The 17,765-nt window shown below is 39.0% G+C and carries 21 protein-coding genes, 1 pseudogene and 1 riboswitch; of the genes and pseudogenes, 14 read left to right on the forward strand and 8 right to left on the reverse strand.

The window, feature by feature from the left end:
- Nucleotides 1–2: 2 nt before the first annotated feature.
- The 5 genes from WMO31_RS01180 to WMO31_RS01200 are packed head-to-tail and all read left to right on the forward strand — an operon-like array spanning nucleotide 3 to nucleotide 3,951.
- Nucleotides 3–578, forward strand: a complete 576-nt coding sequence (locus WMO31_RS01180) for an acyltransferase family protein (protein ID WP_367999073.1) — start codon at nucleotides 3–5, stop codon at nucleotides 576–578.
- A 15-nt stretch (nucleotides 579–593) separates the two neighbouring features.
- Nucleotides 594–1,538 carry a glycosyltransferase family 2 protein gene (locus tag WMO31_RS01185; RefSeq protein WP_306527348.1) on the forward strand — a complete coding sequence of 315 codons (945 nt, stop codon included), beginning with the start codon at nucleotides 594–596 and terminating at the stop codon, nucleotides 1,536–1,538.
- A gap of 7 nt (nucleotides 1,539–1,545) precedes the next feature.
- Nucleotides 1,546–2,139 (forward strand): DUF1919 domain-containing protein, encoded by a 594-nt coding sequence (locus WMO31_RS01190; protein ID WP_195230998.1) that lies wholly within the window; start codon nucleotides 1,546–1,548, stop codon nucleotides 2,137–2,139.
- Nucleotides 2,140–2,141: 2 nt separating this feature from the next.
- Nucleotides 2,142–3,065, forward strand: coding sequence for a glycosyltransferase family 2 protein (locus WMO31_RS01195; RefSeq protein ID WP_367999229.1), 924 nt, complete (start codon nucleotides 2,142–2,144; stop codon nucleotides 3,063–3,065).
- Nucleotides 3,066–3,090: 25 nt separating this feature from the next.
- Nucleotides 3,091–3,951, forward strand: a complete 861-nt coding sequence (locus tag WMO31_RS01200; RefSeq protein WP_367999074.1) for a LicD family protein — start codon at nucleotides 3,091–3,093, stop codon at nucleotides 3,949–3,951.
- A gap of 186 nt (nucleotides 3,952–4,137) precedes the next feature.
- Here WMO31_RS01200 and WMO31_RS01205 read toward each other — a convergent pair whose 3' ends face one another.
- Together WMO31_RS01205 and WMO31_RS01210 are read right to left on the reverse strand one after the other, a co-directional pair.
- Complete coding sequence (locus WMO31_RS01205; RefSeq protein ID WP_337367829.1) at nucleotides 4,138–4,743, reverse strand: manganese catalase family protein; 606 nt, start codon at nucleotides 4,741–4,743, stop codon at nucleotides 4,138–4,140.
- Nucleotides 4,697–5,899, reverse strand: coding sequence for a recombinase family protein (locus tag WMO31_RS01210; protein WP_146135586.1), 1,203 nt, complete (start codon nucleotides 5,897–5,899; stop codon nucleotides 4,697–4,699). Before WMO31_RS01210 ends, WMO31_RS01205 begins: the two co-directional genes overlap by 47 nt.
- A 189-nt stretch (nucleotides 5,900–6,088) precedes the next feature.
- On the opposite strand from WMO31_RS01210, the gene WMO31_RS01215 reads away from it, so the two are divergent.
- The 4 genes from WMO31_RS01215 to WMO31_RS01230 all read left to right on the forward strand — a co-directional run bounded on the left by WMO31_RS01215 (nucleotide 6,089) and on the right by WMO31_RS01230 (nucleotide 9,065).
- Entirely contained in the window at nucleotides 6,089–6,901 is an 813-nt protein-coding gene (locus WMO31_RS01215; protein WP_015523564.1) for a transporter substrate-binding domain-containing protein, read from the forward strand.
- A gap of 142 nt (nucleotides 6,902–7,043) precedes the next feature.
- Nucleotides 7,044–7,694, forward strand: coding sequence for an amino acid ABC transporter permease (locus WMO31_RS01220; protein WP_021883421.1), 651 nt, complete (start codon nucleotides 7,044–7,046; stop codon nucleotides 7,692–7,694).
- A 12-nt stretch (nucleotides 7,695–7,706) separates the two neighbouring features.
- Entirely contained in the window at nucleotides 7,707–8,504 is a 798-nt protein-coding gene (locus WMO31_RS01225; protein WP_367999075.1) for an amino acid ABC transporter ATP-binding protein, read from the forward strand.
- Between the two features lie 171 nt (nucleotides 8,505–8,675).
- Complete coding sequence (locus tag WMO31_RS01230) at nucleotides 8,676–9,065, forward strand: hypothetical protein (protein ID WP_119252284.1); 390 nt, start codon at nucleotides 8,676–8,678, stop codon at nucleotides 9,063–9,065.
- A 112-nt stretch (nucleotides 9,066–9,177) separates the two neighbouring features.
- Here the strand turns inward: WMO31_RS01230 and WMO31_RS01235 are convergent, their stop codons facing one another.
- A complete protein-coding gene (locus WMO31_RS01235; protein ID WP_117520994.1) occupies nucleotides 9,178–10,461 on the reverse strand; it encodes a GTP-binding protein in 1,284 nt (427 codons plus the stop codon).
- 217 nt (nucleotides 10,462–10,678) lie between these two features.
- On the opposite strand from WMO31_RS01235, the gene WMO31_RS01240 reads away from it, so the two are divergent.
- The 3 genes from WMO31_RS01240 to WMO31_RS01250 are packed head-to-tail and all read left to right on the forward strand — an operon-like array spanning nucleotide 10,679 to nucleotide 12,462.
- Nucleotides 10,679–11,242, forward strand: a complete 564-nt coding sequence (locus WMO31_RS01240) for a Maf family protein (protein WP_117886168.1) — start codon at nucleotides 10,679–10,681, stop codon at nucleotides 11,240–11,242.
- Nucleotides 11,235–12,164 carry a serine O-acetyltransferase EpsC gene (gene epsC, locus WMO31_RS01245; protein WP_015523570.1) on the forward strand — a complete coding sequence of 310 codons (930 nt, stop codon included), beginning with the start codon at nucleotides 11,235–11,237 and terminating at the stop codon, nucleotides 12,162–12,164. The genes WMO31_RS01240 and epsC overlap by 8 nt, the downstream gene beginning before the upstream one ends.
- 13 nt (nucleotides 12,165–12,177) lie before the next feature.
- Nucleotides 12,178–12,462 carry a GNAT family N-acetyltransferase gene (locus WMO31_RS01250; protein WP_367999076.1) on the forward strand — a complete coding sequence of 95 codons (285 nt, stop codon included), beginning with the start codon at nucleotides 12,178–12,180 and terminating at the stop codon, nucleotides 12,460–12,462.
- 61 nt (nucleotides 12,463–12,523) lie between these two features.
- On the opposite strand, the gene WMO31_RS01255 is transcribed toward WMO31_RS01250, so the two are convergent.
- Nucleotides 12,524–13,858: a sodium-dependent transporter gene (locus WMO31_RS01255; protein WP_195230934.1), complete on the reverse strand. Its 1,335-nt coding sequence runs from the start codon at nucleotides 13,856–13,858 to the stop codon at nucleotides 12,524–12,526.
- 178 nt (nucleotides 13,859–14,036) lie between these two features.
- Here WMO31_RS01255 and WMO31_RS01260 point away from each other — a divergent pair, with 178 nt between their 5' ends.
- Complete coding sequence (locus WMO31_RS01260; protein ID WP_303807587.1) at nucleotides 14,037–14,924, forward strand: LysR family transcriptional regulator; 888 nt, start codon at nucleotides 14,037–14,039, stop codon at nucleotides 14,922–14,924.
- Nucleotides 14,925–14,948: 24 nt separating this feature from the next.
- On the opposite strand, the pseudogene WMO31_RS01265 reads toward WMO31_RS01260, so the two are convergent.
- The 4 genes and pseudogenes from WMO31_RS01265 to thiT form a co-directional block, all read right to left on the reverse strand.
- Nucleotides 14,949–15,041, reverse strand: a pseudogene (locus tag WMO31_RS01265) (manganese catalase family protein); the annotation flags it as partial.
- A complete protein-coding gene (locus WMO31_RS01270; RefSeq protein WP_046432184.1) occupies nucleotides 15,041–15,295 on the reverse strand; it encodes a spore coat protein CotJB in 255 nt (84 codons plus the stop codon). The pseudogene WMO31_RS01265 and the gene WMO31_RS01270, both read right to left, overlap by 1 nt.
- A complete protein-coding gene (locus WMO31_RS01275; protein ID WP_021883412.1) occupies nucleotides 15,288–15,488 on the reverse strand; it encodes a spore coat associated protein CotJA in 201 nt (66 codons plus the stop codon). The genes WMO31_RS01270 and WMO31_RS01275 overlap by 8 nt, the downstream gene beginning before the upstream one ends.
- 153 nt (nucleotides 15,489–15,641) lie before the next feature.
- On the reverse strand, nucleotides 15,642–16,475 hold the full coding sequence (thiT, locus tag WMO31_RS01280; RefSeq protein ID WP_303991584.1) for an energy-coupled thiamine transporter ThiT: 834 nt from the start codon (nucleotides 16,473–16,475) through the stop codon (nucleotides 15,642–15,644).
- 86 nt (nucleotides 16,476–16,561) lie between these two features.
- Nucleotides 16,562–16,662: riboswitch (TPP riboswitch) on the reverse strand.
- Nucleotides 16,663–16,901: 239 nt separating this feature from the next.
- On the opposite strand from thiT, the gene WMO31_RS01285 reads away from it, so the two are divergent.
- Nucleotides 16,902–17,744, forward strand: coding sequence for a formate/nitrite transporter family protein (locus WMO31_RS01285; protein ID WP_367999077.1), 843 nt, complete (start codon nucleotides 16,902–16,904; stop codon nucleotides 17,742–17,744).
- Nucleotides 17,745–17,765: the final 21 nt, after the last annotated feature.

Here is a 17,765-nt window from a genome sequence, read left to right on the forward strand (position 1 = left end):
TGATGTTTATATTTTTCTCAATTGTTCCGTTTGTTTCTAGCTTTTCTATACCGATGTTCCCGGGATATGTGGCATACATAAACAAGTATATGGAATTGTATTTTTTTGCAGGTTATATGTTTTATTTTGTAATAGGGTATTACCTTTTTTTACACGATATTTCTGCAAAAATCAAAAAGTGTATCTATTCATTGTCTGTAGTAGGCTTTGTTTATTCAGTTATTGTTTTGTGCCTTTTGGATCCACTGCTTGGATTCAAAATCGGTGTTCTGGGGTATTCAAACCCTAATATTGTATTTATGAGTATGGGTGTATTCCTATTTTTTACAGATGTTGTTTCAAAGCATAAATTCAGTAACAAATTCAAAAGAGTAATCACTTCATTGTCGGGGCTTACATACGGAATATATTTAATCCATGTGCTGATTTTAAAAGTGTTACACAATATGGGAGTTTCACTTTCATTTTGTGCTAAATCCGTTTCAATACTGATTGTTTCGTTGATTACATTTATTTTCGCAGCAATTATAGTTTATATTATGAAAAAGGTTCCGCTTGTTGGTAAATATCTATGTTAATGAGAGTGAATTGTAATGAAAGAAAAACCGCTTATTTCGGTAATTGTACCGGTATATAATGTTGAAAAATATATCAGAGAATGTCTTGATTCAATTGTAAATCAAACCTACAAGAACTTACAGATTATTCTTGTCGATGACGGCTCATCTGACAATTCGGGCAAAATTTGTGATGAATTCGCAAAGAAAGACAGTCGTATTACAGTTGTTCATCAAGAGAATCAGGGTGCAGGTGCCGCTAAAAACACAGGTCTTGAATTGATTGAAGGTGAATACTTTTCAATAATTGACAGTGATGATTATATAGATTTATCGATGTACGAAAAAATGGTTTCTTTGATGAAACAATATGATTCTGATATTGTGCAATGTTTATTTAAGCAGGTGTATGTAAATAAAATTATCATGAGGCAGTATTCCACTCTCAAAAAATCGTGCACAGTGTTAACCCGGCAAAAATATTTGCAACACTTTTTATCTGATTGGAAGTTTGCTATTTTTGCAACGAAAATTTTTAAAACATCCTTGCTTGGTGGTGTCAGATTTCCAGTAGGCAGAAAAATTGATGATGAGTTTTTTACATATAAGCTTGTATGTAATGCAAAAAGGATTGTAAATACTACAGAGCCCTTTTATTTTTACAGAATGAGAAAATCAAGCGTTATGAATAATAATGCGAAAAATAGATTGATTTACGATCGAATAGATTGTTTTGTTGAGAGATATGAATATGTAAGCAGTAGATTTCCGAAACTTCGAAAGACATATTACAATAAATTGTCCGATTCACTGCTTTTGTATAAGTCAAAGTTAGGTACAGATGATGATAAATTAAAGGGTTTGTTTTTTAAATATCCATATAAACGACCTAGTGTAATCACTAAAATATTTAATAGATTTAGCAGACAAAAAAATTATGAACCACCTATAGATACTAAAAACTGTCTTTTATTTGATTGAGTTAGCTATGAAATTATCCGAATATTACAATATAATCAGAAATAAAGTTATGATTAAAAAGGTGCAGGGCAAAGTGTACTTGTCTGATATTTCGCTTATATCTATGAATTGTATCGGCGGAACTTTTTATCATGATATGAATTGCAAATTCTTAACCCCTACGGTAAATCTCTTTTTTACAGCAAGCGATTTTATTAAATTTGTAAATGATCTTGATTATTATTTATCTTTTACACCTGTAGTTGAAATGGGTGAGAAGTATCCGATTGGAACACTTGATGACATAAAGATATTTTTTATGCACTATGATTCGTGTGAAGATGCTTTACAAAAATGGGAAGATAGGAAGAAAAGGGTTAATCCCAAAAAAATATTTGTAATTATGGTTGAACAGAATGGGTTCTCAAAAGAGGACTTCGAAAATTTCAAAAAGATTAAATATCCGAAGATTCTCTTTGTAAATAATAAAGTGTATGAATGTGAAGACTCGGTTTACTTTTCTCAATACGAGAATTGTGAGTATCTGCCGGATATAATACAGGGCAGGCGTTATTACAAAGACGGAATTCTAATCAAAGCAATCAGGAAAGCGTTTGAGTGATCATGGATAAAATAAGTATAGTTGTAGCAGTTTATAATGCTGAGAAAACGCTGAAAAAATGCGTGGATTCTCTCATTGGACAAACTTTAAAAAATACGGAAATAATTCTGGTAAACGATTGTTCAAAAGACAATAGCAGCAGTATATGTAAACAGTATGAGTCAGAATATTCTAATGTAATTGCTATAGATAATCCTTATAATGTAGGCGTTTCTGCAACACGAAATAACGGGATTGAAAAAGCAAAGGGAGATTACATTTGTTTTGTAGACAGTGATGACTATGTTGAACCCGATTACCTTGAACAATTGTTGAATAATTTTAAAAAGTATAATACAGTGCCAATTTGTGGATTTATATATCACGATGAGGTTAATCGTTGCAAACCTGTTAAATATTCTTGGAGCGGCGGAGAAGAAAAGGTAAGTCTGGGCGACGCTTTTAAGCTTAATGCAGAGCTTTACCTTACCGCATTGTGGAATAAACTGTTTGATATGCAGATTATTGAAAAGTTCAATGTCCGGTTTGACGAGAATTTGTCGATGGGTGAGGATTTGAGATTTTCAGTAGAATATTTTGAAAAATCTGATACAGAGTTTGTTTATGCTTTTTCTGCGCATCTGTATCATTATACAAAATTATCAGAAAATACGCTTATGTCAGATTTTGCAAGAGGTAATGCTGAAGATGGAATCAAAAGTTTAAAAATGATTTACGATTTAGCTGTAAAATACAATTCGGATGCTGAACTTGAATATAATAAAGCTGTTAAAAATTTAAAAGATAATTATATCTATTTCCTTGTTAGAGATAAAAAATACAGTTGGAAACAACAGCTTAAAAAAATAAGAGGATTTTCTGAAAAATATACATTGTTGACTTTTTTGGTTGATAAATTAAAAGCTGTAAGAGAAAAATTTGTTTAATTTATTCTTGGAGGAATTGACTGCAATGCCTACACTAAGAGAAATACAGTTATTTGAATTGCAGATGTTAAAAGATGTAGTAAAAGTATGCGATGACAATAATATTACATACATAATTTCATCAGGTACTTTGCTTGGAGCTGTAAGACACGGTGGATTCATTCCGTGGGATGACGATATTGATATATATATGCCACTTTCGGATTATAAAAAGTTTTTGAAAATAGCACAGCGTGAGTTGGGCGAAAAGTATTTTGTCCAAAACTACAAAACAGATAAGAATTATTCTGAAATGTGGACTCAGATAAGAGCAAACGGAACTACATCTATGCCTGTTAAGGCTTACAAATTTGATATTCATTATGGCATGTGTATGGATATTTTTCCGGCAGTGGGAGTAAGTGATGCTCCAAAAAAGAAATTAAAACAAAAAAAGGCTTTGAGTTTGAACAGATTGTTACTTCATGATGCTTATGCCAAAGCTGTTAATGAACCGATGAATTATAAGCTCAAGTTAATTTATGCCATTCCAAGGTGTGTAAGAAGAATGATTTGTAAAATCAACGAACATAGAATTATGCTCGATCCGATGAAATATAATCAATGGGCTGCTGTATGGTATTCAATGGAGGTTTCGGTAATACAGCCAAAAAAAATTCTTGAAAAATTCACAAAGATAAAATTTGAAGATGAATATTTTAATACATTTGATGATTATGATTTGTATTTAAAAAATGTGTATGGCGATTATATGACGCCACCTCCTGAGAATAAAAGAGGTGGACATACCGATGAATTAGGAAATATTATTTTTGATTTGCATAAGGATTACAGCGAATACAAAAAAGAATTGGCAGAAAAGTATGACCAAAATGAAAAAATATAAGGTCGGTTTTACAATGGGTGAGTATATCTAAATATAAAAAGGGAGAAATGCAAGTTTATTTATTAGACAAAAATTCATGGACCTGTAAAAATGCAGCAGATAATGATTTTGATTTTGTAAAATGGTTGAATTCGTAAGCTTATTGAAATGCACAAGCCCATAAATACTTGGACTTGTGCATATTTTTTACTTTTTCTTCTTTTTCAATTCATTTTTAAAGCATTTTTTATCGAATGAGGGGTTGAAGGCGTAGAAGTTCTTTTCGTTGAGTTTATCGGTTAAGAGGCGGAGATTTTCGCCGAAGCGTTGGTAGTGGACAACCTCACGGGCACGCAGAAAGCGAATCGGATCTTTTACATCGTAGTCATCGCAGAATCTGAGGATGTTATCGTAGGTTGTTCGGGCTTTTTGCTCAGCCGCCATACTTTCGTGCAGGTCGGTTATCGGATCGCCTTTAACCTGCATTGATGCAGCTGTATAGGGAAAACCTGCTGCCGCCTGTGGGAAAATTCCGGTTGTGTGGTCAACAAAATAGTCACCGAATCCCTGTTCCTTGATTTCATCCTCGGTGAGGTCTTTCGTCAGCTGATATACTATTGCACCGATCATTTCAAGATGATTAAGTTCTTCTGTGCCTATGTCGGTGAGAGTGCCCTTGAGTTCGGGCAATGGCATTGCAAATCGTTGGCTCAGATATCGTAATGACGCACCCAACTCACCGTCCGGACCGCCGTATGGCAGAATGTTACTTACTTTGACTGAGAAATATGTTGAGGTGGGAGGCTTTGCGATCAAAAATTATTCTTTTTATAATTATGGATAGTAAGTCGTTTTGCGTTTTTAAGGGATAATTTTCTTTAATCAAGAAAGCATCATTAATTAAATTGTTCTTTATGAGAATATTGATTGTTTTAATTACAATTTTTTCAATCTTTTCAATTCTTACGCTGTGCGATGAATGGCAGTTGCCGTGAATGTAGGCGGAGCATTGGAGAAAATTATTTTTAATCGGAACGAGGGTTGAATTGCAGTTTGAACACTTGACAAGATTTTGAATAAGGTGTCTAATTTCGGTTTGTTTATGGGAATGTTCTTTGCTTATTATTCCTTGCAAGAATAATATTTGCTTTGCCTGCTCAAAAGTATTCTCATCAATAATAGGTTCGTGAGTGCCGTTTGAAATTATCAAATTTTCGTTATAGAAATCTCTGCCTGTTTTGCAGATTGGATTCCACCTGATTTTGCCGATATAAACGGGATTTTGCAAAATGTATTCAACGGCACGGCAATCCCAGAGGTTGCCATTGGCGGTTTTGATTTTTGACGAATTCAAGTTGTCACAAATCATATTTATATCTTTATTATTCAAAAAATCGGCAAAAATTTTACTGACAATCCGGGCTTTTTCGGCGTCAACCACAAGTCTTCCGTCTGTCACTTTATAGCCAAAGGGCGCAATGCTGACGATGCCGCCACGCTCGGCTTTTTCGGTCATTCCTCGCCTTACCTCACCCGAAAGCCGAATCGAATAGTATTCGTCCGACCATTCGATAATGCGTTCAATCAGCTTGCCGAAAGGACCGTCATCAATGGGTTCGGACACGCTGATGACTTCAATTCCGTTTTTTCTCAACAGCGATTTATAGAAAATGCTTTCCTCCTGATTGCGGGCGAATCGTGAAAATTTCCAGACAAGTACGGCTGAAAACAGGGGAGGCTTTTGCTTTGCAAGGCTTATCATTCGGTTGAATTCAGGTCGCTTGTCGGCATATCTTCCCGAAATTCCGTTGTCACGAAAAATGAAATCCTCATCAATCAGATAGCCTTTTTCATCTGCAAATTTTCTGATGATTTTCAGCTGGCTTGACGGTGAAAGCTCAGTTTGATTTTCGGTTGACACCCTTATGTATGCCGCCGCATAGTGATTTTTATTGTGATTTCCCGACAAATTAATCACCTCTTTAAAGAATAATTCTTTTATGCAATAATATGCCTGCGATTGGAAGAAAATTCCTCGGCAAATTTCTCGAAAACACTTTACTTTGCTAACGCACTAATGTATAATATACAGAGATTGTTTTGCAAGGTGATTTGCAGAACATAGGTAGAGAGTATATCAGATTACGGAGGAATAATTATGAAAAAGAAAAAGTTACTTTCTGTACTTCTTGCAGGTGCAATGTCAGCGTCAATTTTTGTAGGTTGCGGTTCTTCTGCAACGGACTGGGATTATATCTCAAACAAGGGAGAGCTTGTTATCGGTGTTACATATTTTGAGCCGATGAACTACCTTGATGCAGACGGCAAGCTTACAGGTTTTGAAACTGAGTTTGCAGAGGCAGTTTGCGAGAAAATGGGCGTTACTCCAAAGTTCCAGAAAATTGACTGGGATTCAAAAGAGGTTGAGCTTAACTCAAAGACAATCGACTGCATCTGGAACGGTCTTACAATTGATGACGACAGAAAGTCAACAATGGATATTTCAACTCCTTATATGGAAAACAAGCAGGTTATGGTTGCAAAATCTGATGTTGCAGACAAAATCAAGTCAGCAGATGACCTCAAGGATAAGACAGTAGTTGCAGAGAAGAAGTCAGCAGGTGAAACTGTTGCTCAGACAGACGAGTTCTTCTCAAGTGCAAAGTATGTTTCTGTTGACGCACAGGCTAAGGCTCTTCTCGAGGTTAAGTCAGGCACAGCAGATGTTGCGGTTATCGACTATGTAATGTCAATCGGTACACTCAAGAGCGGTTCTGACTACGCTGACCTCAAGGTTGTTGACGGCAAGGACTTTTCACCTGAGCAGTACGGTATTGCACTTCGCAAGGACAGCCCCGAAACACTCAAAAAGCTTAACGATGCTATTCAGGCAGTTGCCGATGACGGCACACTTGATAAGATTGCTGAGAAGTACAGCCTTCAGGATCTTCTTCTTGTAAAAAAGAAATAATTTAATTAAAATAAGCTTGTACATACAGGGCGGACTATGTTCGCCCGTTGTGCTTTTTATTGATTATAAATTTACAGGTTCAAATTTGTAAGCCTTTTGATATATTCAAAACTGAAAATACTTGGATAGAGTGGTATATAAAATGGATCAATTTTTTAATGTAAGCGGTCAGTTGCTTGAGGGATTCGGCGAAAACTGTATAATTTTCATTGTAACCCTGCTTGCGGCAATTCCGCTCGGACTTATTATCTCAATGGGTTCAATGTCAAAATTCAAGCCGTTAAAATGGCTGACAAAAACATTTGTGTGGATAATCAGAGGTACTCCGCTGATGCTCCAGCTTTTCGTAGTGTTCTATGTTCCACCGCTTGTGTCAAACGGCAGTGTGACATTTGCACGAATGAACGCCGCACTTATCGCATTTATAATCAATTATGCCGCATATTTTTCAGAAATCTTCCGTGGCGGTATCGAGTCTGTTCCAAAGGGACAGTACGAGGCAGGTCAGGTGCTCGGCATGACAAAGGGTCAGATTTTCTTTAAGGTTGTTCTTTTGCAGGTTGTAAAGAAAATTACTGCACCCATGGGCAACGAAATTATTACTCTTGTAAAGGATACTTCACTTTCAAGCGTTATCGCAATTCCGGAAATTCTTATGAGAGCAAAGGACTTCTCAATGCAGGGACTCATCTGGCCGCTTTTCTATTCGGCAGTATTCTTCCTCGCATTCTGCGGAATTCTCACATTGCTTTTCTCATTCATCGAGAAAAAGCTTGATTACTACAAGGGTTAAGGGGGAAAGGTTATGTCTTTGTTAAATGTTGAAAACATCCGTAAAAGCTACGGCAAAACAGAGGTTTTGAAAGATATCAGCTTTTCTCTTAAAAAGGGCGAGGTGCTTGCGATTATCGGCTCATCGGGTTCAGGCAAGACTACGCTGTTAAGGTGTCTTAATTTTCTTGAAACTCCGGGCAACGGCAAGATTTCCGTCAATGACAAGGTGCTTTTTGACAGCAATGACAGCTCTGCAAAGAGCGACAGCGAAATCAGAAAAAGACGACTTCATTTCGGACTTGTGTTCCAGTCATTTAACCTGTTTCCGCAATATACGGTTATTGAGAATATTATGCTTGCTCCAAAGCTTGCCGCAAAAGAGCAGATAAAGCAGACAGGCGAATATATGGGCGCAAAAAGCTATAAAGAGGCTCTTGAAATTATCAAGAGCAATGCAAAGTCTTTGCTTGAAAGGGTAGGACTTTCCGAAAAGAGCGAGTCATATCCCTGTAACCTCAGCGGCGGTCAGCAACAGCGTGTTGCAATTGCAAGAGCGCTTGCACTCAATCCGGATGTTCTCTGCTTTGACGAGCCTACCTCCGCACTTGATCCCGAACTCACGGGCGAGGTGCTTAATGTTATCCGCAGTCTTAAAACCTCCGACAGCACAATGATTGTTGTAACTCACGAGATTGAGTTTGCAAGAGATGTTGCCGACAAGATCATTTTTATGGCTGACGGTGTAATTGCCGAAGAAGGCACTCCCGAACAGGTAATCAACAATCCGCAAAATCCAAGAACCCAGGCATTTTTGGCAAGGTTCAACTGATAACTGAATATTAGGTGAGAAAAGCACTCGAAAGGGTGCTTTTTTACATATTTTTACAAATAACCTTGAAAAGTTTATGCCATTGTGCTATAATAATCGTGTCGTTCACTGACAAAGGCACAAAGCCTGAAAAAATGAGAAATCCCGATAGGGAAAACGGAGGAAAAACAAATGAAAAGAATTTTCACAATCAGCGTTGCGGCTGTTATGGCACTTCTTATGGTGCTTTCACTTACAGCTTGCGGTAATTCAACACTCGGCTATTACAAGCTTACAAGTGCAGAAGCAAGCGGTATGAGCTTTGACAGCAGTACTCTTGCCGCTGTCGGTATGGACAAAGGCTACATTCTTCTTAAAGAAGACGGCAAGGCTAAGCTTTCTGCAGCCGGTCAGGAGCAGGAGCTCACATACGATGACAAGAACTTTACAGCAGGAAGCGAGAGCATTCCATACACACTCAAAGACGGTGTTATTACAATGGAAAAAGATGGTACAAAGCTCGTTTTCACATTTGACGCTAACTTCAAGCCCGAATCTTCTAATTCAGAGTCATCAAAGTAATAAAACTTAACGGTGCAAAAATTTCGGCAGTCCAAATCGGACTGCCGTTTTTGTATAAACCAAAAAACAAGGGCAGCGGAATTCCGCTGCCCATAATTTTTATAAGATTTTATCAGTCTGAAAGACATTCGTCAAGCGCATCAACAATTGCGTGCCTGTCCATATGCTGCCCGATGAATACAAGCTTGATTTCTCTGTCGCCGTATTTTTCGTCCCACTTTTCAGCCATATCGGGATACTCTGCAAGATAGAGCTTCTGCTGTTTCTTTGGGAATGCGGCAAGCCACTTGCCCTGTTCCGTAGCAGTAATCTGAACGCCTGCCTGCTCGAATACATAAACATCTTCTCTCTTGTCATCAAACCAGAGAACACCCTTTGCACGGACTACGCTCTTTGGCCAGTTCTCAACAAACTGCTGGAGCTTGTCCTGATTGAAAGGACGAATGCGGTGGTAAACAAATGAACCGATACCGTATTCTTCTTCGCCGTCCTCATGATCGTGGTCGTGGTGACAGCAATGGCCGTGTTCGTGGTCGCAATGAGAGTGGTCAAGACCGTCCTCATCATGGTCATGATCGTGATGCTCATGTTCGTCATGGTCTTCATCGTGGTGGTGATGGTGGTGATGATGACCGTGACGGTCTGTATCCTCGTCATCTTCATCCTTATCATAAATCTGAGCCCAACCTGCGGATGCGGCTGTTTCTTCAAAATTAAAGCACTTTGTATCGAGAATATCCTTAACTTCAACCTTGCCGAACTGCGATTCAATAATTCGTGCCTTTGGCTGAAGCGTCTTAATCATAGCCTTAACTCTCTTGAGCTGTTCCTCTGTTACCTTGTCAACCTTGTTGAGGATGATTGTTGAACAGAACTCAATCTGCTGGATAAGAAGGCTTTCAACATCCTCTTCGTCAACATCTTCCTTGAGAAGATCATCGCCACAGCCGAATTCCGTTGCCATACGGAGTGCGTCAACAACTGTAACAATGTTGTCAAGACGGACAAGCTCGGGAATATTGTTTTCCTTATCACCCTCAAGAACTGAGATTGACTGTGCAATCGGAAGGGGTTCGCAAATACCGCTTGCCTCAATGAGAATGTAGTCAAACTTGCCTGACTTTACAAGGTCTGTAATCTGGTTGATAAGGTCAACGCTCAAAGTACAGCAGATACAGCCGTTTGTAAGCGGAACAAGGTTTGTATCTTTCTGAGTAACAACGCCTGCCTTTTGAATAAGCTCTGCGTCAATGTTTACTTCACCGATATCGTTTACGATAACGGCACACTTGTAGCCCTCCTGATTGCCGAGGACATGGTTGATAAGAGTAGTTTTGCCTGCACCGAGATAACCTGTAAGAAGCGTTACGGGAACAGGAAGCTTAATGTTAGCCATATATTTCATTTCCTTTCGTTGAATTGTGCTTATTAATGCGGATCACCGCCGTCCTTAAATATAACACTTTGCAAAATTATTGTCAATACAAAGTACGGAGTGCGGTCAATCCGAATAGCTGATTATTGCTGTACATTTTGTGTTTTTTGTATAATCACCTTTTATTTATTTCGGTTTTATGTTACAATAGTCAAAAGTAATTTTACGGAGATAGATTATGATTGTACTTGCATCTGCTTCACCACGAAGAAAAGAGCTTTTAAGTTTTATAACAACCGATTTTAAAATTGTTCCCGCAGACATTGACGAAACGGTTGAGAACAATGTTCCGCTTGAAAAGCGTCCCGAATATCTTGCCGTCAAAAAGGCATTGCATATTTCAAAAAACGGCTATGAAAATGACATTGTAATCGGTTGTGACACGGGAGTTTTTGTTGACGGCAAAATGCTCGGCAAACCTAAGAACAGGGAAGATGCCGAGAATATGTTAAAACTGCTTTCGGGCAGACAGCACAAGGTTATCACGGGTTGTTGTACCGTCAAAAACGGTGTTGCAAAATCATTTTCCAATGTAACGCTTGTTGAATTTTTTGAACTTTCCGATTCGGAAATAGAGGAGTACATTGCAACGGGCGAGCCTTTTGACAAGGCAGGTGCATACGGAATACAGGGCAAAGGTTCTCTGCTTGTAAAGAAGATTGACGGCGACTATTTTAATGTTGTCGGACTTCCCGTAAGTGAATTAAACAGGATTTTGAAAAAGGAGTATTCATATGAATGATAATATAAATAAAACAGTCAATGAAATTCTCGAAAGCTATTCAAAGCATGAACAGACTTGCAGACTTTCGGAGGACAACATTATCAACAAATCTGTGCTTATTCAGGTGCTTGAAGAAATCCGCAAGCTGTTGTTTCCGGGCTACTTTGACAAGAACAGAGTAAGAGAAGAATACATCGGCTATATTGTAGGCGACAGAATAGAATTTATTCAGTACAACCTTAAAAAGCAGATTGCAAAGGCTTTAAAGGGTTGCGAAAAGTGTAACGACCTTTCATATGACGAGGTTATGGAAAAGTCAGAAAAGCTGGTTTATGAGTTTCTTTCAAAGATTCCGTCAATCCGTGATTATCTTGCAACAGATGTTGTTGCAGCCTTTAACGGCGATCCTGCCGCATACAGTACGGATGAAATCATTCTCTGCTATCCCGGATTTTTTGCAATCACTGTTTACAGAGTGGCACATGAATTGTGGAAGCTTAAAATCCCGATGATTCCGAGAGTGCTTTCGGAGTACGCACACGGACTTACGGGAATTGATATTCACCCCGGTGCGACAATCGGCAAGTATTTCTTTATCGACCACGGCACAGGCATTGTAATCGGTGAAACTACCGAGATAGGCGAGAATGTAAAAATCTATCAGGGTGTAACCCTCGGTGCGTTGTCAACAAGAAAAGGTCAGCAGCTTAAAGGTGTCAAAAGACATCCTACTATCCGTGATAATGTTACAATCTATTCGGGTACAACTATTCTCGGCGGTGAAACCGTAATCGGCAAGGGTGCAACAATCGGCGGTAACGCCTTTATCGTGAACTCAATTACTGAGGGTATGAAAGTAAGCATTAAAAACCCCGAACTCCAGTTCAGTCCCGACCTTTCGGAAAACAATCAGGACAAGTATTGGTATTGGATGATTTAAGCTGACGCTTTAATTGAAAATTGAATGCGGATTTGCAACTGTTGAATACATAGTCAAGGAAAAATCTCCGTACGGTTTGCAGAGAAAATTCTACCGGATTGCAGAATTCAGAGTTGATGAAAACTTCCGCAGAATGGGTGTTGCAACAAAGCTGATAAGCTTCTGCAAACAAGAGGCTAAGAACAGAGGCTTTGACAGGCTGGAACTTGATGTGTGGGAATTTAACGAGGGTGCAATGAGGTTTTACGATTCCGTAGGATTCAAAACCTACAGAGAATACAAGGAAATGGATATTTAAACCGAAAAAATCCGTATGAAGATTGCTCCATACGGATTTTGTTTTGTGTATCAAATTTTATTTATCGCCATTTAAAGGTGACGAGTCCGTAAACATAGATAAATGCGATAGCTGTAGGAACTACATATTTGAAAATCGGTTTCATCCACGAACGCACTTTCATACCGATGCCCATGTTGGCTTCTTTAATGAAGTTATCCCAACCCCAGCCGAACTTGTTGCAACAGAACAGAGCAAGCACAAGAGAACCGAGAGGAAGAACATTTGTGGAAACAATGAAGTCCCAAAAATCAAGCCATGTTGTACCCTCTGCAAACGGCTGAAAATGAAGAACGCTGAATCCGAGAGCCGTTGTGAGTGCAAGCACAAACACTACAATTCCGCAAATAAGACTGCCTTTTCTTCTTGACCAGCCTGTCAAATCACGAATCATTGCAAGAATATTTTCGCAAACACCCAAAACGGTTGACATTGCCGCAAACACCATAAACAGGAAGAAGAGCGAACCCCATATTCTTCCGCCGGGCATATTGTTGAACACGGTTGCCATTGTGTCAAACAAAAGGTTCGGACCTGAATTAACTTCAAGGTTGTAAGTAAAGCAGGCAGGGAAGATGATTATGCCTGCAAGCAGAGCTACGAGTGTGTCAAGAGAGATAACATTGATTGCCTCGCCCATAAGTGAATGGTCTTTGCCGATATAACTTCCGAAAATAGCCATACCGCCCATACCTGTTGACAGCGAGAAAAATGCCTGATTCATCGCACCCACAACAACATCACCGTTGATTTTTGAAAAGTCGGGTTTGAGGTAAAATGTCATACCCTCACCCGAACCGCTCAAAAACAGACTGTGGATTGCAAGCACAATCATAAGTGCAAGCAAAGCAATCATCATATATTTTGTTATCCTCTCAAGTCCGCCCTGAATGTTGAACGAGAGTATAACAAAGGCGATAACAACCGTTATCATCATAAAAATAACATTGACTGACGGATTTGCAATCATTGTGGTAAATCCGAGGTCACGGTTGTTACCCGTCAGAAAATTTATGAAGTAGTAAATTATCCAACCGCAAACAACTGTGTAAAAAGCCATAATTGCAAGGTTGCCCACAAGGCATGCCCAACCGAAACCGCCCCATTTTTGCTTTGGCTTTTCAAGTTTGCGGTACATTTTAATCGGACTTGTCTGTGCCGCTCTGCCCACCGAAAATTCCATTATCAAACACGGAATTCCCAAAACAATAAGACAGATGATGTACACAAGCATAAAACTTCCGCCACCGTATTGTCCGCACATCCACGGAAACTTCCACACATTTCCGCAACCGATTGCACAGCCTGCCGAAAGCATTATAAAGCCGAGTCGGCTTCCTAATTTTTCACGATTCACAACACAAGTCCTCCTGCCGAATTTATTTTATCTACACAATATTTTTTCGTCATAAATACTGCTCCTTTGTTTATTTTGCAATACAAAGAGTAGTATAGCAAATAAAATACCATTTGTAAAATTGATAAAACTGTGCTATAATAACGAAGATATCGTTCGTATAAAAGAGGATTTAGTTATGGATACCAATGTGCTTAAAACCTTTGTAGCTGTGTGCGAATATTCGGGATTTTCTGCTGCAGCGGAAAAGCTCGGCTATACCCAGTCAACCGTTTCATCACAGATAAAACAGTTGGAAAGCGAGCTTAACACGGTGCTTTTTGACCGCTTTTACCACAGAATCAGCCTGACTTCCGACGGCATAACGGTTCTGCAACACGCAAGAGAAATTCTTGAATCTCACGAAAAGATGCTTGAAGATTTGCGTACCCCCGAAACAATTGAGGGCAACATTCGCCTTGCAATGTCAAGTTCTGTCTGCAACCGATTTTTTAAAGATGATTTTCTTGAGTTCAGAAAGCATTTTCCTAATATTCACCTTGTCGTTGTCGAAAGCGGTACAGAGCAGATGTTTGATATGTTACGCAAAAATGAGGTTGATTTGATTTTTACGCTTGACAGCCACATTTATGATTCGGAATTTATAATTTGTGCAGAGCATGAGGAAAAAGTTCACTTCTTTGCATCAGTTGACAATCCACTTTTGAATAAAGAAAATATTTCGCTAAAAGAATTATGTACCGAGGATTTTGTACTGACCGAAAGTAATATGAGCTACAGAAAATTGCTCAACAATGAACTTGCCGCACAATCGCTTGAAATTCACCCTGTTTTGGAAATAGGAAACCCTCTACAAATTTGTTCTCTAATCAAAAACAGCAAAATGATTTCGTTCTTGCCTGATTTCATCACGGAGGATTACTACAATTCGGGAGAGATAAAACATCTTCCCGTCAACGATTGTGATGTTTCGGTGTGGACGCAGTTGCTTGTCCACAAAAACAAGTGGAAATCTCCTGCGCTTAATGCGTTTATTGATTTTTATCGGGATGTTATACGAAAATAAAAAGTATCACATTTTGCCCTACGCACCGCCGTATTGCGTTATGATAATCTTGGCAAGCTTTGCGTTCGGCTTTTTGATATTGACGGGGTACTGTAACTTTTTTTCATAGACAAACATCAGCAATCCTCCTCGTTTTCCCACGGCCACGGTCCCTTTATCCAGCTCCACATATTGGTGCTTGTCATACTCTTTTTCAAAGGACCGAATTTTTCTTCATATTCTTCAACAAGCGGTTTCAATTTTTCTTTGAAACCGTTCATTTTTTGTATCATTGCCGTATCGTGCGGATGAGTGTCAAGATAAATCTGAAGGTCAAGTGCGGCAAATTCGTAGGTTGAAATTTTCTTTAAAAGAATTTCTCTTTCAGTCAAGTCCCTCACCACATTTCTTTCCGTAGAATGGCTTGTTGAGAACGGGGAACATTGTACCCGACTCAAGTCCCTGCAACGGGCTGTAGGTTGGGGAGTCGAACTGCTGAAAGGGAACATATGCCATAGCCTCGCTCGTTCTCTTTGGCAGACACGGTATTCCGTACTGCTGAGAAATAATTTCTTTAATATCCAATTTAATTCTCCTTTTTGTTCAAACTTATGAACATTGCTGTTCATTCTCATAATATGCCCGTTTCATACTTGTGTTTACATAATAAAAAACAGAGCCGACAGCAATGCCGTCAGCCCTGATACAGAGGTTTTACCGTGAATATCCGATTAAATGTTAATTAACCTTTTTGGCAGAATTTGAAGTAACCTTTGCAATGATTGCAAAAACTACGCAAAGCACAATTCCGATTGCCGAAACGATGCCTACAAGAGTGAAGTTTGTGTTTGAAATGAGTGAAAAATCAAGCACACCGCTGTCGGGATTCTGAAGTGACGCAAAAACTGCAACAGCGTCAATAATTACGGCAACCATAAGTGAAAGAATTGAAATTGATGCCGTAACAGTTTCTGTAAGGTTCTTTTCAATTTTCTTTGCAACGCTGATTTTTTCACTTCTGAAGTTAAGACAGCCGAAAAGCCAGAATACAGCCGCCGCATTGATTATTGTTTCGGGAATCATATATGTAGCGTTGTAGCTGAGTGAATAGAGAAGTCCGTCGGTTGAGGGTATTGAAACACCTGCCCATACGGTACAGCCTGAAATTACATGACAGATATATCTCAAAGCACAAACTCCTACTGTGCCTGTTACGGCAGCGGCAGACGGATTGCTAACCTTGTTTCTGAGAAAGCCTGCAAGGCCGATAACCGTGAATGCAATTACATAGTCGAAGAGAATGATTGTTACGGCTGCCCAAAATGAAGTTGCGTATGAAAGGTTTGAAGCTCCCTGAATAAGCTGAATAATGCTGAATACAAATCCCGAAAGCAATCCCCATTTTACACCGTGGCGATATGAGATAATTACAATCGGAACAATGCTGAATGCGGTAACACTGCCGCCGTAGGGAAGTTCAAGGATTTTTACAAAGCTTAAAACTGCCGCAAGTGCAATCATAATTGCACATTCGCACATAACAAGTGCATTTTTCTTATTGTTCGTTTTCATTAAAACTACTCCTTAAATAAAATTCTTTCGGAGAAAAAACACAACAAAAAAGGAGTATGCCAAAAAGACATACTCCAAGTGCGTACACTTCAAGCTTAATATGTCCCTTCGTTGGCATTATCCAAATCAGGTTTACGGTCGAAATCGAATTTCCTCTCAGCCGGTAACAGCTCCCGTTTTGTATGTGATTATTCTCACTCTGATTACGAATATTACACATCTTTAGGTTGTGTAATATCTACACTATGATTATAAACTGTATTTGACAATTTGTAAAGTCTTTTGTGTGCAATGTTACAGATAATCGCATATTAATTGACAAACACTTTGCTTTTGTGATAATATGTATCCTGTGATTTTGCGGTTTATTGCCGAATGGCAGTAAATTTTGCAACAATTGATAAACTAATTGAAGAAGGTTTTTTAATGGACAGCAGATTTAATTCACCGGCTGAAATTGCGTCGCTGGTGTCAAAATCAGGTGTAACAAAATCAATGCTTCCTCTGCCGAAAATGATTTTGCTCGGACTTATGGCAGGCGCATTTATCGCATTCGGCGGTGCGGCAAGCGATGTTGCAATGCACGGAGTTGCCGATGTGGGGCTTGCAAGAGTGGTTGCAGGCGTAATCTTCCCTGTAGGACTTATGCTTGTTGTGTTTACGGGAAGTGAACTCTTTACAGATAACTGCCTTATGATTATTCCGATGCTTGAAAAGAAAATCAAGGCTGTTTCAATGATAAAGAATCTTGTTACGGTTTATATTTCAAATTTTGTCGGTGCAATGATTATTGATTTGCTGATATTTTTTTCGGGGCAGCTCAATTATTCAAACGGCGGACTCGGTGCTTTTACAATCAAGGTTGCACTTGCCAAAACAACAATCAATCCTGCAACGGCAATTATCAGCGGCATACTTTGTAACATTCTCGTGTGCCTTGCAATCGTTATGGCAACAGGCGCAACAGATGCAATAGGTAAAATTTTCGGCGTATTTTTTCCGATTTGTGCATTCGTAGTCTGCGGATTTGAACACTGCGTTGCAAATATGTTCTATATTCCGACAGGTGTTATGGCGGCAATGAATCCCGAATATGTTGCAAAAGCTCAGGAGCTCTACGGTATTACGGCACAGCAATGTCAGAATCTTGCAAATCTTTCGGGTTGTGAATCTCTGCTGTTCGTTACAATCGGCAACATAATCGGCGGTATGGTCTTTGTAGGACTTCCGCTCTATTTTGCCTATATTCGCAAAAAGAAAAGTGCTTAAAATACATAAACATAAATAATT

Origin of the sequence: Ruminococcoides intestinale (genome assembly GCF_040095935.1) — a bacterium.
Classification (GTDB): domain Bacteria; phylum Bacillota; class Clostridia; order Oscillospirales; family Acutalibacteraceae; genus Ruminococcoides; species Ruminococcoides intestinale.